22 protein-coding genes are annotated in these 21487 nt (G+C 65.7%); 5 read left to right on the top strand and 17 right to left on the bottom strand.

Features of this window, described 5'->3' with window-relative positions; translation table 11 throughout:
- Nucleotides 1-43: 43 nt before the first annotated feature.
- From asd to PCK14_RS06315, 16 genes are all read right to left on the bottom strand, one after another.
- On the bottom strand, nucleotides 44-1180 hold the full coding sequence (gene asd / locus PCK14_RS06390; protein WP_269937617.1) for an aspartate-semialdehyde dehydrogenase: 1137 nt from the start codon (nucleotides 1178-1180) through the stop codon (nucleotides 44-46).
- A gap of 126 nt (nucleotides 1181-1306) precedes the next feature.
- Nucleotides 1307-1810, bottom strand: a complete 504-nt coding sequence (locus PCK14_RS06385) for a hypothetical protein (protein WP_269937616.1) — start codon at nucleotides 1808-1810, stop codon at nucleotides 1307-1309.
- A 129-nt stretch (nucleotides 1811-1939) separates the two neighbouring features.
- Nucleotides 1940-2284 carry a hypothetical protein gene (locus PCK14_RS06380; RefSeq protein WP_269937615.1) on the bottom strand — a complete coding sequence of 115 codons (345 nt, stop codon included), beginning with the start codon at nucleotides 2282-2284 and terminating at the stop codon, nucleotides 1940-1942.
- A gap of 48 nt (nucleotides 2285-2332) precedes the next feature.
- Nucleotides 2333-2725, bottom strand: coding sequence for a hypothetical protein (locus PCK14_RS06375; RefSeq protein WP_269937614.1), 393 nt, complete (start codon nucleotides 2723-2725; stop codon nucleotides 2333-2335).
- Nucleotides 2726-2728: 3 nt separating this feature from the next.
- On the bottom strand, nucleotides 2729-3379 hold the full coding sequence (locus PCK14_RS06370) for a hypothetical protein (protein WP_442864673.1): 651 nt from the start codon (nucleotides 3377-3379) through the stop codon (nucleotides 2729-2731).
- Between the two features lie 27 nt (nucleotides 3380-3406).
- The gene (locus PCK14_RS06365) at nucleotides 3407-4360 is read right to left on the bottom strand and encodes a WXG100 family type VII secretion target (RefSeq protein WP_269937612.1); all 954 of its coding nucleotides are present in this window, start codon (nucleotides 4358-4360) and stop codon (nucleotides 3407-3409) included.
- Between the two features lie 98 nt (nucleotides 4361-4458).
- Nucleotides 4459-5034, bottom strand: coding sequence for a dihydrofolate reductase (locus tag PCK14_RS06360; RefSeq protein ID WP_269937611.1), 576 nt, complete (start codon nucleotides 5032-5034; stop codon nucleotides 4459-4461).
- The gene (locus PCK14_RS06355; RefSeq protein WP_269937610.1) at nucleotides 5031-5849 is read right to left on the bottom strand and encodes a thymidylate synthase; all 819 of its coding nucleotides are present in this window, start codon (nucleotides 5847-5849) and stop codon (nucleotides 5031-5033) included. Before PCK14_RS06355 ends, PCK14_RS06360 begins: the two co-directional genes overlap by 4 nt.
- Before the next feature lie 10 nt (nucleotides 5850-5859).
- Nucleotides 5860-6255, bottom strand: a complete 396-nt coding sequence (locus tag PCK14_RS06350) for a GntR family transcriptional regulator (protein WP_269937609.1) — start codon at nucleotides 6253-6255, stop codon at nucleotides 5860-5862.
- Nucleotides 6256-6259: 4 nt separating this feature from the next.
- On the bottom strand, nucleotides 6260-7906 hold the full coding sequence (locus PCK14_RS06345; RefSeq protein ID WP_269937608.1) for a hypothetical protein: 1647 nt from the start codon (nucleotides 7904-7906) through the stop codon (nucleotides 6260-6262).
- Nucleotides 7907-7996: 90 nt separating this feature from the next.
- Nucleotides 7997-9013, bottom strand: a complete 1017-nt coding sequence (locus tag PCK14_RS06340; RefSeq protein ID WP_269937607.1) for an isopenicillin N synthase family dioxygenase — start codon at nucleotides 9011-9013, stop codon at nucleotides 7997-7999.
- Nucleotides 9014-9180: 167 nt separating this feature from the next.
- Nucleotides 9181-10146, bottom strand: a complete 966-nt coding sequence (locus tag PCK14_RS06335; RefSeq protein ID WP_269937606.1) for an NUDIX hydrolase — start codon at nucleotides 10144-10146, stop codon at nucleotides 9181-9183.
- Nucleotides 10146-12389 (bottom strand): RNA degradosome polyphosphate kinase, encoded by a 2244-nt coding sequence (locus tag PCK14_RS06330; protein WP_269937605.1) that lies wholly within the window; start codon nucleotides 12387-12389, stop codon nucleotides 10146-10148. The genes PCK14_RS06335 and PCK14_RS06330 overlap by 1 nt, the downstream gene beginning before the upstream one ends.
- Nucleotides 12390-12464: 75 nt before the next feature.
- Entirely contained in the window at nucleotides 12465-13451 is a 987-nt protein-coding gene (mshD, locus tag PCK14_RS06325; protein WP_269937604.1) for a mycothiol synthase, read from the bottom strand.
- 380 nt (nucleotides 13452-13831) lie between these two features.
- The gene (locus tag PCK14_RS06320) at nucleotides 13832-14845 is read right to left on the bottom strand and encodes a hydroxyacid dehydrogenase (RefSeq protein WP_269937603.1); all 1014 of its coding nucleotides are present in this window, start codon (nucleotides 14843-14845) and stop codon (nucleotides 13832-13834) included.
- A gap of 32 nt (nucleotides 14846-14877) precedes the next feature.
- The gene (locus PCK14_RS06315; protein WP_269937602.1) at nucleotides 14878-15585 is read right to left on the bottom strand and encodes a winged helix-turn-helix transcriptional regulator; all 708 of its coding nucleotides are present in this window, start codon (nucleotides 15583-15585) and stop codon (nucleotides 14878-14880) included.
- A 143-nt stretch (nucleotides 15586-15728) separates the two neighbouring features.
- Here PCK14_RS06315 and PCK14_RS06310 point away from each other — a divergent pair, with 143 nt between their 5' ends.
- From PCK14_RS06310 to PCK14_RS06290, 5 genes are all read left to right on the top strand, one after another.
- Entirely contained in the window at nucleotides 15729-16463 is a 735-nt protein-coding gene (locus PCK14_RS06310) for a permease (protein ID WP_269937601.1), read from the top strand.
- A 173-nt stretch (nucleotides 16464-16636) separates the two neighbouring features.
- On the top strand, nucleotides 16637-17239 hold the full coding sequence (locus PCK14_RS06305; RefSeq protein WP_269937600.1) for an FABP family protein: 603 nt from the start codon (nucleotides 16637-16639) through the stop codon (nucleotides 17237-17239).
- A gap of 197 nt (nucleotides 17240-17436) precedes the next feature.
- Nucleotides 17437-18534 (top strand): CAF17-like 4Fe-4S cluster assembly/insertion protein YgfZ, encoded by a 1098-nt coding sequence (gene ygfZ / locus PCK14_RS06300; RefSeq protein ID WP_269937599.1) that lies wholly within the window; start codon nucleotides 17437-17439, stop codon nucleotides 18532-18534.
- 136 nt (nucleotides 18535-18670) lie between these two features.
- On the top strand, nucleotides 18671-19300 hold the full coding sequence (locus PCK14_RS06295; protein WP_269937598.1) for a PadR family transcriptional regulator: 630 nt from the start codon (nucleotides 18671-18673) through the stop codon (nucleotides 19298-19300).
- 10 nt (nucleotides 19301-19310) lie between these two features.
- The gene (locus PCK14_RS06290; protein ID WP_269937597.1) at nucleotides 19311-20816 is read left to right on the top strand and encodes a DHA2 family efflux MFS transporter permease subunit; all 1506 of its coding nucleotides are present in this window, start codon (nucleotides 19311-19313) and stop codon (nucleotides 20814-20816) included.
- Here the strand turns inward: PCK14_RS06290 and PCK14_RS06285 are convergent.
- Nucleotides 20755-21480: a GNAT family N-acetyltransferase gene (locus PCK14_RS06285; protein ID WP_269937596.1), complete on the bottom strand. Its 726-nt coding sequence runs from the start codon at nucleotides 21478-21480 to the stop codon at nucleotides 20755-20757. The genes PCK14_RS06290 and PCK14_RS06285 overlap by 62 nt on opposite strands.
- Nucleotides 21481-21487 lie beyond the last annotated feature (7 nt).

The following is a 21487-nucleotide window of genomic DNA, read 5'->3' as shown; positions in this document are numbered from 1 at the left end:
CGGCCACAGGTGGCCGGGCCCGTCGAGGCCTTTTCGGGAAGGGCTACAGCGTGCCGACGGCGATCTTCAGCATGCGGCGCAGCGGCTCGGCGGCACCCCAGAGGAGCTGGTCGCCCACGGTGAACGCGCTGATGTACTCGGGGCCCATTTCCATCTTGCGGATGCGGCCCACGGGAACTTCCAACGTGCCGGAAGCGGCCACGGGGGTCAGGTCCGCCATGGAGGCTTCCTTCGTGTTGGGCACAACCTTGGCCCACTCGTTGTCGTTGGCCAGCAGGGACTCAATCTCCGCCACTGACAGGTCCTCGCGGAGCTTGAGCGTCAGGGCCTGCGAGTGGGAGCGCATGGCGCCGATGCGCACGCACAGCCCGTCCATGATCACGCGGTTCGCGTCAGTGGTGCCGAGGATCTTGTTGGTCTCAACCCCTGCCTTCCACTCTTCCTTGGACTGGCCGTTGCCCAGGTCGGCGTCGATCCAGGGGATCAGGGAGCCGGCCAGCGGCACGCCAAACTGCGAAGAATCGATGCCTTCGCGCTGGTGGGCCAGGACCTTGCGGTCAATTTCCAGGATGGCCGACGCCGGGTTGTCCAGTTCGGAGGAAACCTCGGAGTTCAGGGTGCCGAACTGGTTCAGCAGCTCACGCATGTGGCGGGCGCCGCCGCCGGAGGCAGCTTGGTAGGTCATGGAGGTGCCCCACTCGACCAGGCCGTTCTTGAACAGCCCGCCAAGTCCCATGAGCATGCAGGAAACAGTGCAGTTGCCGCCCACAAAATCCTTGACACCGCCGGCCAGCCCGGCGTCGATGACGCCACGGTTGATGGGGTCCAGCACAATGATGGAGTCGTCGTTCATGCGCAGCGTGGAGGCCGCGTCCATCCACAGCCCGTCCCAGCCGCGGTTGCGCAGTTCGGTGTGGACGCGCTTGGTGTAGTCCCCGCCCTGGGCGGTCACAATAATGGGCAGCTTGGCCAGCGTGTCAATATCAAAGGCGTCCTCGAGCTTTCCGGCGTCGCCGGAGCCTGCAATCGCGGGGGCACTGCCGCCGGCGTTGGAGGTGGAGAAGAAGACGGGGTTGATATCGCCGAAGTCGCCCTCGTCCTGCATGCGCTGCACCAGGACGGAACCGACCATGCCGCGCCAGCCAACCAGGCCGACGGAAGGAACATTGTTGTTGGTCATGCCTCCCAGTTTAGGGGGGAGGGGCAAATCCGGTGTAGTTCGTTTCACCCTGCGAACAGGCACGACGGCGGGACGCACCTCCGCGCCCCTGTGCCGGCGGGTGCCGGGCCGGCCACCATGACGGGCTCAGCGGGTGTAGTTCCCCGGCCCGGGGTTCACGGCAGGCATGGGGCCGCCGGACGGGGTGGGCAGGCCCCGTTGCCTGCGCAGAATGGTGGCCTTGGCCTCGATGACCATGTACCGGCCCGCAACAAAAAGCAGGAGCAGGGAGATTGCCAGCGCAAACCAGTATCCCCCGTGAAGTCCGCCGGGGGTGTCGCGGGCGGCAGCCACCATGATCCAGGCCATCATGCCGACAAGGAAGAGCATGGTTGTCACCAGGACCACCCAGCCCCACACCGTCCTGATGACCAGGTTGGAGTGCCCGCGCGTGACTCCGTATTCCTCGTGAAGGTAGCTGATCAGCTCGCCGTTGTTGGCGCGGGCCAGATAGCGCTTCTGGCCGGTGGCAACTGCCGCATCATGCCAGTCCATGGCCTGCCGGTCGCGCAGCAGGCGCTGCTCGTGCTTCTCGCGTTTCTCGCGCTGCTTCTGGTGCCAGCGCTGGTCCCGTTCAGCTTTGGAACGCATGGCTGGTCCCCAATCGGGAGTGGTTGCGGCCACCAAGGAAACAGCGGCGAAGACAATGGGGATGGAGCTTTGGATCCGGATGTTGCCTGGCTCGTGCGGTTCGGAGGGCTGCTCCGGTGCAGGCCAAGGTCACCAGTCCTTGCGCGGCACGCCGTTGGCGGTGAGCCACTTCTGCCGGCGGTTGGCGATGATGAACCCCCAGGCGGCCATGGCCCAGGCGCCAAGGGCCATGGCCCCGGCGCCGTAAAACGACGGCTCGGCCGGGCCTGCCATGATCATTAGAAAAACCAGGAAACCACCCATCAGGAGCATGAAGACGCTCACCACGCGGATGCCGTTGGGATTCTGCAGCGGTGTCTTGCCATGGAAGGTGTAGTCCTTTGGGACCCCGCCCGGCCCGTATTCGTCCTCGTACTGGCTCACGTTGAAGGGATTCGGGTCGTAGTTTCTCGATGGTTCCTGTGGATTGTCCAACGCTGTCCTGCCGTCGCTTGTGTGTTCCTGGGATGTGCCGGGGTTCGGCTATTCGGCCGGCGTGGGCAGGCCCCGTTGGCGGCGCAGCCTGGTGGCTTTTGCTTCTTTCGCCAGGTTCCACGCCGAATAGGCGATCACCAGGCCGAAGAAGGCAACGGCAAACCACGCGCCCGCAGGCACCCTGTCGTAGCCGCGGCTGATGGCCTGGAACACCAGGCCCAGAAACACCAGCTCACACGCGACCAGGACGGCGTGGCCCCAGACCGTGTGGATTTTGGGGCCCAGGCCGCTGCGGCCCACGCCGTACTCCTCGGGCAGGTAGCTGACCAGCTCGCCGTTCCTGGCGCGCCGCAGCACCCGCTTCTGGCCGGCAGCAACGGCCTGTTCGTGCCAGGCCTTGGCCTGCTGGTCCCGCCATTCGCGCTGGGGATCCGCCGCCAAGGCCTAGTCCTGCCGAATCGCGCGGATGCGTTCGAGCACGTCGGCATCGCTGAGTCCGGTAATGGGCTCAATGTCCCCGGGGCCGGGGGAGTTGTAGCCCACCGTCCAGGTGGTGCCTTCGCGCTTGAGCAGGAGTTGCCGGCCGCTGCTGTCCTCGCGGCGCTTGATGGTGGCACCGCCGGCCGGGTTTTCTTCCAGGTGCTTGCGCATGATCCAGAAATTGCCCTCGGCTGCCGTGATGTCCGGCTTCTGCGCCATGGCGAACCAGGTCAGGTACGCCCGGGGCTGGAGAATGATGCCGTAGTTGGGTGCGTCGACACTGATGACGCTGTCGCCGCCGTCGGCCGTCAGGAGCGAAATTTCCATGCGCCGGGTGGCCGTGGACAAGGCATGGGTCACAGCAGCAACGGGGCCCTTGATGCTCAGCTCGCCCCCTTCTTCAACCGTGGCGAAGCCGCGGGCCACAAGCGAGGAGGCACCCGCGAACAGCACCTTGTCGTCGTCCAGGTCATCGGCGATGCGCAGGGCTGCGGCGCTGGCAGTTGAGGCGTCGCCCCGCACAAGGTTCAGCAGCGCCACGAGTTCGGCAAAACCGAAGCCGATTGCATCCGGGAAAACCTGGTCAGCGGGCGTAGTTGCCTGAGTCAAGATCATTTCTCCTCATTGTTGGAAGCCAAATTCCTAGAAGCCAAAGAACTTGGCAACTTTCTTTCCTGTGTCGGCCACAGCGTCCACAGCAGCCTCTGCGCCTTCGGCAATCTTTCCTCCAACGTAGTTCACGGAATCGTGGATGACGGGCACGTTGTCGTAGAGGAACAGGGCGCCGCTGGCCACGGCGGCAATCGGCCCCACGGGCGGGGGTGCGAAGGATGCGGCGCCAAATCCTGCCTTGACCAGTGAGTAGGCGCCCTCCCCGGTTTCACCCTTTGAGAAGTGGTTGAGGCTGTCAAGGGCATCAAGGCCCACACCAACGCCGCCGAGCACCTTGCCGGCGCCGTTGAAGAATTTGAAGGCCTTGCCGTCCTCGGCCAGGTTGAAGGCCGTGTGCCATTTGCCGTCAAACATGTCCGATGACATGTTGGCGAACTGGCTGAAGGCGTTGTTGGCCCGGAAAATTTTCCAGGCTTCTTCGCTGAAGAATCCTGCACGGTTGGCCTGGGTCAGCATGCCGCCAATGTCGAACAGGCCCGCACGCATGTTGGGAATCAGTTTGGCCCAGTTGTAGGCATCCCAGCCCTGCCGGAACGGCGAGTCGCCGTCTGCCAGCCAGTCCGGGCCATATTGGTAGCCCGAATCGCCCTTGCCGCCGGGCGCGCTGCCGGGACCCGTTCCCGGCGCCCCGGACGGCCCGCCCAGGCTCGCCACGGAGCTGGCTTTTTCCTGCTCCGTGGCGTTGGTTTTGAGCTGCTCGGCGGTTTCATCCAGCATGGACGCGGTGCGGGCAATGACTGCCCGGTTCTGGCCGCGCCACTGTGCGGCAAACCGCTGTGCGTCCTGGCCCTGCCAATAGCGGGGGAGCTGATTGACGGCCCCGTCGATGATCCGCTGCGCCTGCGTCAGGCTCTGGGACTTGCCGGAAAACTCCTTGGCCAGGGCGCGCAATTCTTCAACATCAGCGCCCAACATTTCGTTCATCGTGGCTCCGCGGGTTTGGGGACAAGGTCAGGTTCAGGATCACATTGAGCTTAGTGGTGGGCCCGTTGTGCGGCGATGGGGTGGACTCCCCATGAGCCCTACTCGGCCTGGAACTCTGTGTCGCCCTTGGCCCACATGGTGATCCGGTATTCGGTGCCATTCTTGGAGGTGTGCCAGCCCTCCAGCGGCGAGGCCCCACGGAATGACCAGTCCTGGCCCAGCCCCGGGGCCTGCGTGTCACCGGAAACGTCCGAGTTGATGACCGTCACCACGGCCACATTGCAGTGCTCGGCTGCCTGGGCATAGACCTGGCCGCCGCCGATGACCCACACCTCGTCGCCGCCGGGGGAGAACTGCGCCTCAACGAGTGCCTCCTCCAGCGATTCAAGCACGACGGCGCCACTTGCCTCGGGTGTGGCGCCCCAGCCTTCCTGCCGGGTCACCACAATGTTGGTGCGCCCGGGCAGGGGGCGGAACTTCTCCGGGAACGACTCCCAGGTCCTCCGGCCCATGACCACGGGGTGGCCCATGGTGACGCGCTTGAAGTGGGCCATGTCCTCGGGCAGCTGCCAGGGCATGCCGCCGTCGGCGCCGATGATTCCCTGGTTGGTTTGTGCCCAGATCATGCCCACAATGGGCTGGCTGAAACGGTAGGTGGAAGCGGGCTCGCTCATACGGCTATCGGTGCCTTAATCGTGGGATGGTGCTGGTAGTCGAGAATCTCAAAGTCTTCAAAGCTGTAGTCCAGGATGGACTCCGGCTTGCGGGTGAAGCGCAGCCGCGGGTAAGGGTACGGCTCGCGGGAGAGCTGCTCGGCAACCTGCGCCAGGTGGTCGTCGTAAATGTGCACGTCGCCGCCGGTCCAGATGAATTCACCCGGCTCCATGTCCAGCTGCTGGGCCACCATCATGGTCAGCAGCGCGTAGGAGGCAATGTTGAAGGGCACGCCCAGGAAAGTATCGGCGGAGCGCTGGTACAGCTGGCAGCTGAGCTTGCCGCGGCCGTCCTCGGTGGGGGCAACATAAAACTGGAAGAAGGCGTGGCACGGCGGCAGCGCCATGTTCTTCAATTCGCCAACATTCCAGGCGGACACAATGTGCCGGCGTGAGTCCGGGTTGTTTGCCAGGGACTCCATGACCTGGGTGATCTGGTCGATGTGCTCGCCGTCCGGGGTGGGCCAGGAGCGCCACTGGACGCCATAGACGGGACCCAGCTCGCCGTCGTCGTCCGCCCACTCGTTCCAGATCTTGACGCCATTTTCCTGCAGCCAACGCACGTTGGAGTCGCCGCGCAGGAACCACAGCAGCTCCATGGCAACCGACTTGAAGTGAACGCGCTTGGTGGTGATCAGCGGGAAGGATTCACTCAGGTCAAAGCGGAGCTGGCGGCCAAAAACGCTGCGTGTGCCGGTTCCGGTGCGGTCCGACTTCGGGGTGCCGTTGGCCAGCACATCCCGGAGCATGTCCTCGTAGGGGGTCTCAATAGTCACGCCCACAAGTCTACTGGGAGCCCCGCTGGTTCAGGCGTCCCTGCAGCAGTGAGATCAACATCCTTCCGTCCAGCCCGGCCCGTTCCCCGGCATCCAGGAGATGTTCGACGGCGGCCATCACCTCCGAGGTTTCTTGCAGCCCAGTCGGTTCTCGAGCCTGTCGAGACCCGGCCACCACCGTTCCCTGCCTCCGGTTGGTCGTGACCAGTCCGGCGGCTTCAAGTTCCTTGTAGGCGCGGGCCACGGTTCCTGCGGCCACGCCGAGATCGGCGGCGAGGCTGCGGACCGTGGGCAGGCGTGTGCCTGGCGGAAGGCTGCCCACGGCAATGAGAGAGGTGATTTGGGTCTGGACCTGCTCGTAGGGTGGTGTGGCCGTGGTCAGGTCAATGACGATCTGTGCTTCCATGGTGCTACTTGCTCATGCTTGGCTTGTCCGAGCCCTCGGGTGAGACATCCGCCGGACTGTAGGCCCTGACCGGAAGGAACAAGGCAATTGCCCCCAAGGCGAAACACAGGGCGGCAACCACGGAGAGATCGACCTGCAGGGTGTGCGGATGGCTGGTGGCGGGCGGCTCAGCCATGGTCAGCACAAGGCCGGCCAACGCGAACCAGCAGCTGGTGACCGTTCGGGCGATCCGAAACAGCGACCGGCGGCGCAGGGTTGCATCCAAAATGGCCGGAACATTGACCAGCGCCGGGCGCGAACGCACCACCCACCCCGCGGCCAATCCCGCCAGAAGGATGGCAACCGCCAAAATGCACGGGACCACGCAGATTGCCCACGGTGCAGGGAAGCCGTCCCACCGGCGAGGCGGCACCGACGTGGAGGATGCCACGGCATAGACGATGGCCGCGGCCAGTGCCAGTGCGCTCAGCCCAAAGCCGACGTGGACCCATGCGGGCAGGGGCGCCTCCAGTGGCGGGCGGTCCCCACTGTGTGAACCCGCCCTCGACCCGTAGTTGCGCACCAGGACCATTTCCAGGGCCAGATAGGAAAAGACCATGAAGATCATGGGCAGCGAGATGCTTCCCATCCATCCCAGCCAATCCCGCAAGGCGTAGCCGAGCAGGGCGCCGGCTGCGGCCGATGGAACGAGGACGACGGCCGTGGAATCCATGAGTCGAGCCGCGCTGAAGCTCTCCCTGCTGGGCCGGAACGGACGCGCGTGTTCAGCGTCGGGAAAAGACGTAGCCAGCTCGAGGGTCGGTGGCTTCCAAAAGAACATCGTCGCCAACACGGCCATGTTCACCAGCCCCAGCCAGTTCGTGTAGGACATGGTGTCCGACCCCGGCCTGGGCTGCGACAAGTAGTTCCCGGCAATTGCGGAGTACCCGGAGGCAACAGTGGCTGAAAGCCGCAGCAGCCGGTTCATACCAATGATTCGCAGCGTCTTGTTTTGCTCGGGCGTCAGGCTTTCCAGGGACCTGCGTGAGGCAATGAGCCGCATGACCAGCAGGGTGCCGGCCGCCAGCAGAAGCAATGGCAGCGTCAATGCCACTGCCAGCACCCAGCCGTCCACCTTCCCCATGGTCCAGGCGCTCAGGGTGCCGGGAGGGGGTGAGGAAACGGCCTGGAATCCCCGGGTTGCAGCAACAAATGGAATGACGGAGGCGGTGAGCAGGAACGACCCTAGAACCGTCCAGCCCAGTGCGGGTGGGACGTAGTCGCGGACCCGCCGAAATTCCAGGGTGGCCACTCGCTTGGCGGATTTGGGTGCCGGCCAGGTTGCCTGCCCCAACGCATGGATGGCGATGACGGCAGCCACCGGTCCGAGCAGTGCAAACCACGGAATTGATGCCCACGGACTGCCAGGCTGGGATGCTTGTCCGTAGTGGTAGGTGCCGCTCTGTCCCGCTGCTGCCAAGCTGCTGAACATCCAGGCGATGAGTCCGGTCCAGTACGCGTGCTTTCTCACCTGGTGCAGTTGCGGGCCGCCGCGGGGCGTCCACACGGCAAAGCGGATAATGGAATAGAGCAGCACGCACACGAGTGCAAGAGGCAGCCCAAACGGAATGAGCATCTCCAGAAACGTTGGTGCCAGCGGATTCGGATCCATCACTTCCCCCATGACTTGACGATCTTTGTGTCGAGTGTACGGTACAAAGAATGCCAGTGGAACGAGGAACCGGGGTTTGCCGTTCTGAAACTAGTCCGTCAACAGGTCCGCATGCTGGGCGGCAACCACGTTGGGGTGGGCGCGGAGCCGGTAGCGAAGGGCGTTGTCGCCATAGGTCGACAGGATCGGGCTGTTGCCCGGGTCGGCCGACACCCCGCGTGCCTTGGCCTGAAATTCCGGGCTGGCGGCGAGCCGGGGCATGGTTGCGTCAAGGGCCGGGTTGAAGAAGAACGGCAGGGAGATCCTGTCGTTGCCACGCAGCGGCGAGATGACGCGGTGCAGGGTGGCCTTGAGGTAGCCGTTGGTTGCCAACTCGAGCATCTCGCCAATGTTCACCACGAAGGTGCCGGGCACCTGCGGCGCGTCGATCCACTGGCCCTGGTACTCCACCTGGAGGCCGCCCTTGCCGGGCTCAACGAGGAGCAGCGTGATGACGCCGCCGTCGCGGTGGGATCCCACGCCCTGCACGGGATCCGGGTTGGATTCGCCCGGATAGCGGACAATCTTCAGCAAGGGGAATGCCTGGGCTGCGAACGCCGCATCAAAGGTGTCCTCGGGCGCCCCCAGCGAGAGCGCCAGGGACCGCAGCAGTTCCAGTGAGATGGCGCTGAGCCGCTCGGTCCATTCGGAGACGACGGCGCGCATCTCCGGCAATCCCTCGGGCCACAGGTTTGGGCCCTCCAGCCGCCAGTAGTCAGGCACCCCGGGGCCCGGCGCCACGGTGTCGCGCTCCACCCCGATGTCAATCTGCTCGCGCCAATCCACGCCTCCGTCGGTGAGCTCGCCGCCCATGCGGGTGTAGCCGCGGAATTGGGGGCTGTGGATGTTCTCCACGGCGAGCTTTACTTCCTCGGGCAGTTCAAAGAAGCGGCGGGACACCGAAAGCATGGCGTCCGTGAGTTCCTGGGGCACGCCATGGCCGGACAGGTACAGGAACCCCACCTCGTGCATGGCATCCCGCAGGTCATTGCGGAACGCGGCGGCTTCCTCCGGGCCGGCACTGAGCCGGGAGAAGTCCAATACTGGCAGCGAATCGAGTGACGGCATGCTATATATCCTTTGCGGCGACGTTGGCAAGCGAAATCCCTTATTCGCTCCAATGTTACGTACCGAAGGTCCCCAATGGGCAAGTGCATGTCGAATTGCTACATCCGGGGCATCCAGGTGCCCCGGAATCCGCATGTTTCCGGGGCACATCCCGCCCGGGTGCGGTGTCAGTCCTCGTAGGGCTTGTGCTGCTCAAGTGCCACGATGCGGCCCGGTTCGGCGACGGACACGTGGGCCACGAGGACCTCGCCCGGAGCCAGGTAGGGGTCATGCACGGGCAGTGCCGCGGCCAGTTCCGGGCCCATGTGGTTGGCCAGGGTGGCCAACACAGTGGGCATGACGGGCCGGTGCGTGCACAGGGCGGTGGCGCTGGAGCGCATCAGCAATTTCTCCACCACGGAGGCAGCCTTGGCGGGGTTCCGTTTGTGGTCCGCTTCCGTCAGCCATGGCACCACTTTCACCTTGGCCTTGGTGGCCTGGGCGTAGGGGGAGATGGTGGAGATGCAGCGCATCCAGCCGCTCGTGTGGATCCGGCCCGGACCCCAGGACATCAGGAGCCGTTGCAGGTACAGGGCCTGGCGCTTTCCCGTTGCGGCCAGCGGACGCTCGCCCTCGGCCCGGGTCCACGAGGACCGCGGCTTGGCCTTGGCATGCCGGATGACCAGCAGGGGCCACGTGTCCAGCGTGCCGGCCTCATGTGCGGCCAGCAGGGCATCCAGCGGCTCCACATCGGAGGGGTTGGACAGCAGGCCGCGCGCCTTGGTGGGGCTGCACCAGATGGCGGCGTCCACTTCCTTGCCGTCGGGCAGCGGCGGCATGTCATCCACCGCGGCAGCCCAGTAGTGGACTTCCTTCAGGCCCGGCTTCACGGCGTAGCGGATGGAGGGCAGCCGGATGCCCAGGGTGATGGGCAGCGCCACCTCCTCATACACCTCCCGCACGGCGCACTCGGCAAGGGTCTCGCCCTTGTCCAGCTTGCCCTTGGGCCAGGACCAGTCGTCGTAGCGCTGGCGGTGGATCAGCAGGACTTCGAGTTTCCTCTTCTTGACGCGCCAGCACAGGGCGCCTGCTGCGTAGATGGAAACGCCTGTGAAGTCCTCCACGGCATCCTCAAGGTGTTCAGTGTTGCGCATTACCGGTGCAGTGCGGATCGCGGACGTGAACGGCTGGCAAGCAGCCATGACTGGACGTCAAGCAGGGGTTTTCCATCGGCGTCGAGGTGGTGGCGTTGCCATTCGCCGTCCTCATCGAGGTGCCAGCTGGATGTGCCGGGATCCAGGTACCGGTCCAGGAGGGAGTTGACCTCGTGAATGTCTTCCTGGTTGGACAGCCGCACCAGCGCCTCGACCCTGCGGTCCAGGTTTCGGTGCATCATGTCTGCCGAGCCGATGTACACCACGGGGTCCCCGCCATTGGCGAAGGTGAAAACACGCGAGTGTTCCAGGAAGCGGCCCAGCACGGACCGCACGGTGATGTTCTCGCTCAGGCCGGGCACGCCCGGACGCAGCGAGCAGATGCCGCGCACAATCACGCCAACCTCCACGCCGGCCTGCGAGGCCCGGTAGAGGGAGTCAATGATGGACTCGTCAACCATGGAGTTGACCTTGATGCGCACCCGGGCCGGCAGGCCGGCCTTCTTGTTGGCGATCTCGGCGTCGATGCGCTCAATCAGGCCCGATCGGACCGAGCGCGGGGCCACCAGCAGGCGGTTGAACGTGGACTTGGGCGCGTAGCCGGACAGCTGGTTGAACAGCTTGGACAGGTCCTCGCCCACCTGGTTGTCGGCTGTCAGCAGCCCCAGGTCCTCGTAGTAGCGGGCCGTGCGGGGGTGGTAGTTGCCTGTTCCGATGTGGCAGTAGCGGCGCAGGCCGTCCTGCTCCTGGCGGACCACGAGGGACAGCTTGCAGTGGGTTTTCAGGCCCACGATGCCGTACACCACGTGGACGCCGGCCTGCTCGAGCTTGCGGGCCCAGGAAATGTTGGCCTGCTCATCGAAGCGGGCCTTGATCTCCACCAGGGCCAGGACCTGCTTGCCGGCCTCGGCGGCATCCACCAGGGCATCCACAATGGGGGAGTCGCCGGAGGTGCGGTACAGGGTCTGCTTGATGGCACGCACCTTGGGGTCCGCGGCCGCCTGCTCCAGGAATGCCTGCACGGAGGTGGAGAAGGAATCGTAGGGGTGGTGCAGCAGGATGTCGCGGCGGCGCATGGCGGCAAACACGTTGGCGGCCTTGGAGGTTTCCGAGGCGTTCAGGTCCCGGGAGGTGTGGGCCACGTGCTTGGGGTAGCGCAGGTCCGCGCGGTCGATGCTGCCAATGATGGACAGCCCGCGCAGGTCCAGCGGGGCCGGCAATGAATAGACCTCGGTCTCGTCAATGTCCAGCTCGCGCACCAGCAGGGCAAGGATGCTCGGGTTGATGTCCGTGGCCACCTCGAGGCGCACGGGCGGGCCGAACTTGCGCCGGAGCAGTTCCTTCTCGAGCGCCTGCAGGAGGTTTTCGGCGTCGTCCTCTTCCACTTCGAGGTCCTCGTTGCGGGTGACGCGGAAGCTGTGGTGTTCCACGATTTCCATGCCGGGGAACAGCTGGTCCAGGTGCTCGGCGATGACCTCTTCCAGGGGGATGAAGCGGGCCACGCGCCCGGGCACGGTGCCGGCGCGTGGACCGTCCAGGGGCACCAGGCGAGGCAGCAGGTCCGGCACCTTCAGGCGGGCAAAGAGTTCCTTGTCGCTGACCGGGTTGCGGACCACCACGGCCAGGTTCAGGGACAGGCCGGAGATGTAGGGGAAGGGATGGGCCGGGTCAACGGCCAGCGGCGTGAGAATGGGGAAGATCTTCTCGGCGAACATCTTGGCCAGCTGAATCTTGGAGGGGTCATCCAGTTCGTCCCAGTGGACCAGGTGGATGTGCTCGTAGGCCAGCGCCGGCCTGATCTGGCTGGCAAAGACGTGCGCGTGGCGTGACTGCAGCTCGTGGGCGGCGTCGCTGATCTGCTCCAGGACCTCAAGGGGGCTCAGCCCCGCGGGGGAGGGCACGGCCAGGCCTGCGGCGATGCGGCGCTTCAGGCCGGCAACGCGCACCATGAAGAACTCATCAAGGTTGGAGGCAAAGATGGACAGGAAGTTCACCCGCTCCAGTAGCTGCAGCTCGGGGTCTTCGGCCAGTTCCAGCACGCGGGCGTTGAACGCCAGCCAGCTCAGCTCGCGGTCAAGGAACCTGTCGCCGCTGATGTCGCCCTCGGGAATGAGCGTGGGCTCGAACTCCGGAATCTCGATCCGGTCCTGCGTGGCCCTGGATGCCGGCACTTCCCCGGAGAAAAATCGTTCCGGGCTGCTGCCCGGCAGGGTGTTCAGGGATGCCTTGTAATCGCGCTTCATCAACAAGTCCTCGTAGTCGGTATTGCCTTGAATCAACCATACAAGCCGCGGCCGCAGGCGCCACCCGCGGGCAGGCTACGCCGACATGGGCCCGTACATGACATCGGAATCCCACTTGGTGAAACCAAGCTTGCGGTAAAGCGACACGGCCGCCTCATTGTCGGCGTCCACGTACAGCATAATGGCCCGCATACCGGTCTTTTGCAGGTGGGCAATGCCGGCCTTGGTCAGGATTCTGCCCAGGCCCATGCCCTGCGCGCCGGGCGTGACGCCCACCACGTAGACCTCGCCCATGGCCTCCTGCCCGTGCCGGCCCGGGTGAACTTTGGTCCAGTGGAAGCCCAGGATCTGGTCCTCATCATTGACGGCAAGGAAAAATCCGGCCGGATCGAACCAGGGCTCGGCCATCCGGGCCCGCAGGTCAGCCAGGGTCATGGCGCCCTGCTCCGGGTGGTGTGCAAAGGCGGCGGCGTTGGCAGCCAGCCAGCCTTCCTCGTCCTGGCCGGGGATAAATGTGCGCAGCCTCACGCCGTCGGGCATGTCCGCCGGGGCCGCCTGCTGTGCCGCCAGGTCCCCGGATTGCGGAGCCTGCCGCACCAGGCGCATGCGCCACAGCTCGCGGATGGCCCGGTAGCCGTAGCTGGCGGCAAGGTCCGCGGCGGCCTCGTGGTCACCGTGGGACCAGGCCTTGATGCCCTGCAGCCCCCTGACCTCCACGAGTTTGTCGGCCAGCATGGCGCCCACACCGTCGTTGCGGTAGGCCGGGTGCACCACAATCTCCAGGACACCCTCGTTGCCATTGAGCACCACCACCGCCACGCCGGCCAGGTCCTCGCCCGCTGTGGGGGAGGCGTCCTCCGGCGCGTAGGTCAGCAGGGTCAGCACGCTGTGCGGGCCGGCCCCGGTGGATTTCAGCTCCACGAGCGTTTGTTCGGAAAAGGGCGGGTTGCCGTCGGCGTCTTCCGCGGCGTCCACCACCGCCTGGATTTCCCGCAGGATCTCGGGCCCGGGCGCACCGGGGATCACGGTCACGGGCCAGCTGTCTGTCTTTGCGGGGCTCATGGCAACAGCCTAGTGGGCGGACGCGGGCGATAGCGAGACCCGGGGCGCGGATCGCTGCCTCATCCAGCGGCACCGGCACGGACGGCCCCGTTGCCGGTTTGCATGCCCGCTGGGCGTGGCATAGAGTTTGGGAGCAGCGCAGCCGGATTCCGGTTGCCGCAGGCGGCAGGGATCCGCACCAGGATCGTGCCTTGCACCGGGGGGATGCACCAGTGGGGTGTCCTCGATACGTTCGACCCGTATGTCCTCCACCAGTGGGAATCGACCCGCAGCAGGGTGGCGAAGAATTCATTCTTTGCCATCAGCTGCGGGTCTTCCTGTTTTCCGGGCACCTTGCGGTGCCTTTCGGGGAAGCCCGGCCAGTCCCGGGCGGTGCCCGGCTAAGCCAGGTGTTCCAGGTCCTCACGGCGGACGGCTGATTCCAGCGGCAGCCCCGCGACGAAGCGTCCAAGGTCGGCCAGCGCCTCATCCACCATGCGACGTGTTTCCTTGCCCAGCGACCCCGCCACGTGGGGCGTGAGGATCACGTTGGGCAGCTCGTACAATTCACTGTCCGAGGGCAGCGGCTCCGGTTCCGTGACGTCCAGGATGGCCGTGAGCCGGCCCGTGCGGCACTCCGCAGCCAAGGCTTCGTGGTCGATGAGGGCCCCGCGTGCCGTGTTGATGATCGTGGCGCCGTCGGGCAGTGCTGCCAGCTCCGCGGCGGCGATCATGTGGCGGGTACTGGGCAGCGACGGGGCGTGGATGGACAGGATCTCCACCTGCGGCAACATGTCGGCCAGCGGCAACAGCTGCGCACCTGTGGCGGCCACGGCTTCCGGGTCGGCGTAGGGGTCGGCGACCAGGACTGTGGTGTCCGCCAGAATCTGCAACAGCTCGGCCACCCGCCGGCCAATCTTGGAAAATCCAACAAGCCCAATGGTGCGGCCCATGTTGCCCAGTTCCCCGCGGCGCTCGGCGATGCCACGCTCGCCGCGGAGGCTGCGGAAGTCGTTGGCCAGAACCTGCGCCCGCTTGCCGGCCAGGATGATGCTGGCAAGGGTGAACTCGGCCACCGGAATGGCATTGGAGTTGGCGCCGTTGGAGACCTCGATCCCGCGGTCCCACAGGGCATCCGTGGCGAAGGTGCGCACCGAGCCCGCACAGTGGAAGACGGCCCGCAGCTTCGGCAGCCTGGCCAGGGCGGCCCCATCCAGCAGTGGCACGCCCCAGCTGGTGATGAGCACCTCCACGCCGGGAAGCCAGTCTTGCACCTCGGGGGCATCAAGGGACGGGGCCCACACCGTTTCCCCGAGCGTGGCCAAGTCGGCAAGCTGCCGCAGGCGCGCGCCGTCGAACTGCACGGAAAAGGTGTCGGCGCTCATCAGGACAAGGGCGCGGGGCAGTTCAGGCACGGCGGTGGTTCTCCTCGTGGCGGGCCAGGCACTCAGTGTTGCGGGGCGTCGGCCATGGATTCTTCAGGGGACTTGGACACGGTGAGCCTGTAACCCACGTTTCGGACGGTGCTGATCAGGCTCTCATGTTCGGAGCCGAGCTTAGCGCGCAGCCGCCGGACGTGGACATCCACGGTGCGCGTGCCGCCGTAATAGTCGTAACCCCAGACCTCGTTGAGCAGCTGCGCCCTGGTGAAAACCCGCCCCGGGTGTTGTGCCAGGTACTTGAGCAGTTCGAATTCCTTGTACGTCAGGTTCAGCACGGAGCCGTGGACCCGGGCCGTGTAGCTGTCCTCGTCGATGACGATTCCGGCGGCGTGGATTTCCTGGCCCGTGCCGTCATCCGTGTCCGCCGCCCGGGTCAGGGCCAGGCGGATGCGGGCCTCAACCTCGGCCGGGCCCGCGGACTCGAGGATGACGTCGTCGGCCGCCCAGGATGCGGTCACGGCGGCCATTCCACCCTCGGTCAGCACCAGCAGCAGGGGAACGCTGATGCCCGTGGCGCGCAGCAGCTGGGTCAGCGAGCGGGATCCGGCAAGGTCCTTGCGGGCATCGACAAGGATGACGTCGGAGGGCTTGGCATCGAGCAGGGCCGTCGGAACGGCGGGGAGAATGTGGACGCTGTGGCTGAGCAGTTCAAGCGCAGGCAAAACTTCCACGGAACTGCCGTGGTTGTTGGTCAGCAATAAGATCTGCGACATGACGTCCTCACAAGGTCAAAAACGCGCATCTTTGAGCGACGGAACAACTGCGAACACCAGGTGCCACGGCGGTGCCACGCGTCCGACGCCCCGCCCACAAGGTTGTTCCACAGTGTACCGGCAGAATAAGGCAGGATTGGTGTGTGAAGTCATCAATTGCCGGACTTGTCGGAATACTCGCCCTCGCACTGCTCGCGGCAGGGCACTACCTTGGCCTGGGCTGGGCCGTGGGTGCCGCCATGGTCCTGGCTGCCGTGTTCGGCCTGGGCTGGCCGCACTATTTGGGCATTCCGGCCAAGAAGACGCTCGGCAGCGTGATCGCCCTGACGGGTGCAGCCTCCGCGCTGACCGCGGGCATGTCCGCTGGCACCGAGAACTTGTCATGGACCCCCATGTACATTGCCGTAGGTTTTGGCGCCGTCATGGTGGTTCAGCTGATCCGCGGCACGGGGCAAAAGCACCGGCTGGAATCGACGCTTGGCGCAGGTGCCGGTGTCGCCATTGCAGGTTTCGCCGGCGGCTGGGTGGCCTCCCTCAGGTTCCTGGGCGAACCTGGCATGACCCTCATCGTTGCCATCAGCGCCACCGTGGCGCTCCTGTCCGGCATGCTGCGCTGGCCGGACAGGGTCCTGGCGCCGCTGACCATTGTGCTGTCGGGCCTCGCCGGCCCGTTGGCCGCATTGCTGTTCTCCGACGTCCGCATTGTCCCGGCCATGGTCCTGGGCATGCTGGTGGGCGCTGTCATTGCCGCCTTCCACAGGCTTCGCACCCTTGCCGGCATGTCTCCCAGCCGCTTCGGGATGGTCGCTGCCGCCTTGGCGCCGGTGCTCTCGCTGGGCACGCTGGTGTATTTCGTGGAGAAAATGATCCTGCACTAGCGCTGCGGCAGGGCCAGTCCGGACGCCGGCGCAGAACATTGTAGGATGGCAGCATGAGCGTACTTGCCTTGGAAATCTTCTTCATTTGCCTGTTGGCACTGGCCGGCGTGGCCATGGCCTGGTTTGCCGGACTGGTGGTGTGGCGCCTCTTCAAGGGTCAGCAGTAACCTGCCATGGCCATTGAAATCCCCACGGACCTGACCCCGGAACTGGTTCCGCTGTCCTGGCTGCTCGGCACCTGGAGCGGTGCCGGACGGCTCGGCGCCGGCGAAGCCGACTCCGAATTCTTTACCCAGACCGTCACGTTCAAGGCCAACGGCCTGCCGTACCTGCAATACACGGCGGAATCCTGGCTCACCGACGAGGACGGCACTGTGCTGCGCCCCCTTTCCGTCGAGACCGGGTTCTGGCAGCTTGACCGGCCACTGACCGAGTCCGACGGCGGCCCCGGCATGACCCCGGCCGACATGGTCCCTGCATTGCGTACGGCCGACGACGTCGAGGCCCTCCGCAACGCGGACGGCGGCTTCGACATCATGGTCAACATCGTGCACCCGGGCGGCATTTCCGAGCTGTACTACGGCACCATCAAGGGGCCGCAGATCCAGCTGTCCACCGACGCCGTCATGCGCGGCGCCGGCTCCAAGGACTACACGGCCGCAACCCGCATCTTCGGCCTCGTCAACGGCGACCTCTTCTGGCGCTGGGATGTTGCCGCCCACGGCAAGTCCCTAGACGCCCACGCTTCAGCAGCCCTCCACAAGGTTCCCGCCTAAGTACTTCCGGCGCAGGACCGCCATTTTTCCGGCGACTATGCCACTTTGCCCAGTCGGCGGCGGAGCCGGCGTCTTCGTAGGCGACGTCAGGGAGGCCGAGGCCGGCCACGGCCGATTGGCCGGAAAGTCGCCGAGAAGATGCCGGTCCGCCGCCGCATGCGCGGAATAGGTCCCCAACAGAAGGTGTTGCACCGGTTATGAGCTATTTGAGTCCTTTGTTGAACCGCCATGGTGCCGTGCAGGCCGGCGGGCTTGATGCCGGTGTTGCCGCCCACTACGGGGATCCCAACCGTGAGCAGCGCCTGCTGGCGGGCTACCTCGGGAAACCGGGGAGCGCCGTCGTCGATCTTTCCCACCGCGGCGTGGTGACCGTTTCCGGCCCCGACCGGCTCAGCTGGCTCAACACACTTTCCTCCCAGGACCTCACGCGGCTCGCACCCCACGTGGGCACGGAGCTGCTGCTGCTCACCATCCAGGGGCGCATTGAATTTGACGCCCGCGTGGTGGACGACGGCGAGACCACCTGGCTGATTGTCGAGACCGACGAGGCTGAGCCGCTCGCGAAGTGGCTGACGTCCATGAAGTTCATGCTTCGCGTGGAGGTTGCCGACGTCTCCGCGGACTGGGCCGTGGTTGGCTCCGTCACCGAGGTGGACGGCTGGGGCGAACGTCTCGTGTGGGTTGACCCGTGGCCCAACGTTGGTGCCGGCGGGTACAGCTATGCCGCGGCTCCCGAGTCCAGCCACCCTGGCCTGGAGCGGCCCTGGCGCGAATATCTGGTCCCCTCCGCGGAGCTCGAGGAGGCCATCGGGGCCCGGCCACTGGCCGGCGCCTGGGCGGCCGAAGCCCTGCGCATAGCGGCCTGGCGGCCCCGCCGCGGGGCTGAGACGGACGAGAAGACCATTCCCCACGAGCTGGACCTGCTCCGCACCGCCGTCCACCTGTCCAAGGGCTGCTACAAGGGCCAGGAAACCATCGCCCGCGTGCACAACCTTGGCCGGCCGCCGCGACGGCTCGTGTTCCTGCAACTGGACGGTTCCCTGCACACCCTGCCGGCGGCTGGCAGCGAGGTCTCGTTCGAGGACCGCGTGGTGGGAACCGTGACCTCCGTGGCCCAGCACTTTGAGATGGGGCCCATAGCCCTGGCCGTCATCAAGCGCTCCGTGGACCCGGAAGCCGTGCTCACGGTTGATGACGACGGTGAGAAGTACCCGGCCAACCAGGAATTGATCGTGGCCACCGACGCCGGCCAGGTGGTGGGACGCGCCACCGGGTTCCTGCGGGCGCCCCGGTAAAAGACTCCCTGGCCCCCGCGCCTTCCATGGCGTGGGGGCCAGCCTGTGATTTCCACGACGAACGTTGGCGTCGAGTATTCCACGTGGAATACTTCTTGTGGAATAACAACGGAGCCGAGGCAAGGGAATGCACATCATGGCAACGGCAAAGGCGTTGACGCCCCTGGCCATGGCAGCCCTGGGGCTGCTGGTGGAGCGGCCCATGCACCCCTATGAGATGTATCAGCTGCTGATGCACCGCCATGAGGACAGGCTGCTGAAAGTCAGGCCCGGCACCCTGTATCACGCAGTGGGCCGACTGGCAGAGGCGGGCCTCGTCGAGGCTACGGGCACCGACCGCGACGGCAACCGGCCCGAACGCACCACCTACGCCATCCTCCCTGACGGGCGGGCGCGCCTGACTTTCGATGTCTGCGCACTCCTGGCCCAACCTGCCAAGGAGTATCCGCGCTTCCCGCAGGGACTTTCGGAGGCGCACAACCTGCCGGGCGGTCAGGTGGTGGAGTTGCTGGAGCAGCGTGTCGCGGCCCTGGAAGGGGACATCGCCGCACTGGAAGCCGATGCGAAGCTGGCCCTGCAACGCCAGGTGCCCCGCCAATACTGGATCGACGTTGGCTACCAGCAGCACCAGCTGCGGGCCGAGCTGGCATGGGTCAAGCAGCTGTGCAAGGAAATACAGGACGGCTCGCTGCCGTGGCTGCCAGTGCCCGGGGACGGCACTGACGGCAACGATGCCAGCGAACTTACACACAACTTTCAAGACTAAGGATCAACCCATGGAAATCGTGGCAAAACCGTGGCCCGCGTTATGGGCGCTCGTACTGGGATTCTTCATGATCCTGGTGGATTCAACCATCGTTTCAGTGGCGAACCCCAAGATCATGGAGGGCCTGAACACTGACATCAACTCCGTCATCTGGGTGACCAGCGCTTACCTGCTGGCTTACGCAGTGCCGCTGCTGGTGACGGGCCGCCTGGGCGACAAGTACGGACCCAAGAACCTCTACCTTGTTGGACTGACGGTTTTCACCTTGGCTTCGCTGTGGTGCGGCCTGTCCGGCGACATCGGCATGCTGATCCTGGCCCGCGTGGCACAGGGCCTCGGTGCCGCCATGATGACACCGCAGACGATGGCCGTCATCACCCGCATCTTCGCCCCGGACAAGCGCGGCCCGGCCATGGGCCTGTGGGGAGCAACGGCCGGTGTCGCCATGCTGGTGGGGCCAATCCTTGGCGGCGTCCTGGTTGACGGACTGGGCTGGGAATGGATCTTCTTTGTGAACGTCCCCGTCGGCGTCCTTGCCTTCATCATGGCGTGGCGCCTGGTGCCGTCGCTGCAAACCCACGACCACAAGTTTGACCTGCTCGGCGTCCTGCTTAGCTCCGCCGGCCTGTTCCTGCTGGTCTTTGGCATCCAGGAAGGCGCCACCTACGACTGGGGCACCATCACCGGTCCGGTCACCGTGTGGAGCCTGATCATTGCCGGCATTGTCCTGCTCGTGGCCTTTGTCTTCTGGCAGGCCGTCAACAAGGGTGAACCCCTTGTGCCGCTGCACCTGTTCAAGGTGCGGAACTTCTCCTTGGCCAACGTGGCCATCACCACCATGGGCTTCAGCGTCACGGCCATGAGCCTGCCGTTGTTCTTCTACTACCAGCTGGTGCGCGGCATGACCCCCACGCAGTCGGCACTCATGATGGTTCCCATGGCACTTTTCTCCGGTGTCCTGGCACCCTTCGTTGGCAAGCTCGTGGACCGGGTCAACCCCCGCTACGTGGCCTGCACCGGATTCATCCTCATGTCCATCTCGCTGGCCTGGACGTCCTCGCTCATGGGGCCCGACACGCCAATTTGGCTGTTCCTGCTCCCCAGCGGCCTCCTGGGCATCGCCAGCTCGGGCATTTGGGCACCGCTTTCGACCACGGCCACCCGAAACCTGGGGCCGCGTGAAGCCGGTGCAGGTGCCGGTGTCTACAACACAACCCGCCAGATCGGCTCGGTCCTGGGCAGCGCCGCCATCGCCGCCCTGATCTCCGCCAGGCTGGCCGCAGAAATGCCCGCAGGTGCCACAGGTGGCGCCTCAGGTGCCACGGGCCAGCTGCCGGAGGCCCTGCACGCAGGGTTCTCCGCGGCCATGGCGCAGTCCACGCTGCTCCCCGCCGCCGGCGTGCTGCTGGGCGCAGCGGTGGCGATCTTCTTCGCCAAGCCGCGCCCGGTCTCGGCTATTTACGCCGATTTTGGTCAACCGGAAGGTGAACCTGAGTCTGCAGCCCGGCAACACTGAGGCCCAGTGAGGTGGCGAGTGCATGGGCCGGGGCGTTGTTGACGTCCGAGCGCCACTGCACGATGAGGCCGGCCGCCAGCGCTTCATGGGCGGCAATGCTTGTGGCCAGCCGGCCCAGGCCGCGCCGCCGTGCTGCCGGCGCCACCAGGGTGCCCAGCTGGGCAATGAGACCCTGGTACTCTCCCCAGGCGCTGCAGGCCAGGGGAGCGGCGCCGGGTTCCCCGGAGCCCATGACAGTGAAGCTGCTGGACTTGCCCGACAGGGCGGCTTCGTTGACGTCGTCCGGCGGGCACAGTGCCTCAAGGGCGGCTGTGGCTTCCCGGCCGGTGGAGACGTGGACGGTGTCGTCGGGCTGGTGGAGCTCCAGATCGTCGGCGTAGTACAGGGCCGCGGTGCCCAGCCCGCGCCCGCCGTCGTTCTGCGTCAGCCGCAGCAAGGTGCCGTGGTCGCTGAGTTCGTCATCCCCCAGTGCGGCTGCTGCCTCCAGCAGGTGGGCGGGGCCGGCCAGGACCGAACGGTCCCACAGCCTCAGGAACGTCAAGGTGGGGGAGTCGACGGCGTGGAGTGTCCGGCCGGGTCCTTTGAGCAAGGCGTTCTCGGGGAGGGCGAGGCCGCGTTCCCAGGCGAGGAAGACGATGGCGGAAGAGCTTGCATCAAAAGTCATGCTTTTA

Source organism: Arthrobacter sp. HY1533 (assembly GCF_027568515.1).
Taxonomy (GTDB): domain Bacteria; phylum Actinomycetota; class Actinomycetes; order Actinomycetales; family Micrococcaceae; genus Specibacter.
This window is presented reverse-complemented; position numbering and strand designations above follow the sequence as displayed.

Coding starts and splice junctions, on each gene's coding strand:
- asd (WP_269937617.1), bottom strand. CDS start 1,180: ATGACCAACAACAATGTTCCTTCCGTCGGCCTGGTTGGCTGGCGCGGC.
- PCK14_RS06385 (WP_269937616.1), bottom strand. CDS start 1,810: ATGCGTTCCAAAGCTGAACGGGACCAGCGCTGGCACCAGAAGCAGCGC.
- PCK14_RS06370 (WP_442864673.1), bottom strand. CDS start 3,379: ATGATCTTGACTCAGGCAACTACGCCCGCTGACCAGGTTTTCCCGGAT.
- PCK14_RS06365 (WP_269937612.1), bottom strand. CDS start 4,360: ATGAACGAAATGTTGGGCGCTGATGTTGAAGAATTGCGCGCCCTGGCC.
- PCK14_RS06360 (WP_269937611.1), bottom strand. CDS start 5,034: ATGAGCGAGCCCGCTTCCACCTACCGTTTCAGCCAGCCCATTGTGGGC.
- PCK14_RS06350 (WP_269937609.1), bottom strand. CDS start 6,255: ATGGAAGCACAGATCGTCATTGACCTGACCACGGCCACACCACCCTAC.
- PCK14_RS06345 (WP_269937608.1), bottom strand. CDS start 7,906: ATGGATCCGAATCCGCTGGCACCAACGTTTCTGGAGATGCTCATTCCG.
- PCK14_RS06340 (WP_269937607.1), bottom strand. CDS start 9,013: ATGCCGTCACTCGATTCGCTGCCAGTATTGGACTTCTCCCGGCTCAGT.
- PCK14_RS06335 (WP_269937606.1), bottom strand. CDS start 10,146: ATGCGCAACACTGAACACCTTGAGGATGCCGTGGAGGACTTCACAGGC.
- PCK14_RS06330 (WP_269937605.1), bottom strand. CDS start 12,389: ATGAAGCGCGATTACAAGGCATCCCTGAACACCCTGCCGGGCAGCAGC.
- mshD (WP_269937604.1), bottom strand. CDS start 13,451: ATGAGCCCCGCAAAGACAGACAGCTGGCCCGTGACCGTGATCCCCGGT.
- PCK14_RS06315 (WP_269937602.1), bottom strand. CDS start 15,585: ATGTCGCAGATCTTATTGCTGACCAACAACCACGGCAGTTCCGTGGAA.
- PCK14_RS06305 (WP_269937600.1), top strand. CDS start 16,637: ATGGCCATTGAAATCCCCACGGACCTGACCCCGGAACTGGTTCCGCTG.
- ygfZ (WP_269937599.1), top strand. CDS start 17,437: ATGAGCTATTTGAGTCCTTTGTTGAACCGCCATGGTGCCGTGCAGGCC.
- PCK14_RS06295 (WP_269937598.1), top strand. CDS start 18,671: ATGGCAACGGCAAAGGCGTTGACGCCCCTGGCCATGGCAGCCCTGGGG.
- PCK14_RS06290 (WP_269937597.1), top strand. CDS start 19,311: ATGGAAATCGTGGCAAAACCGTGGCCCGCGTTATGGGCGCTCGTACTG.
- PCK14_RS06285 (WP_269937596.1), bottom strand. CDS start 21,480: ATGACTTTTGATGCAAGCTCTTCCGCCATCGTCTTCCTCGCCTGGGAA.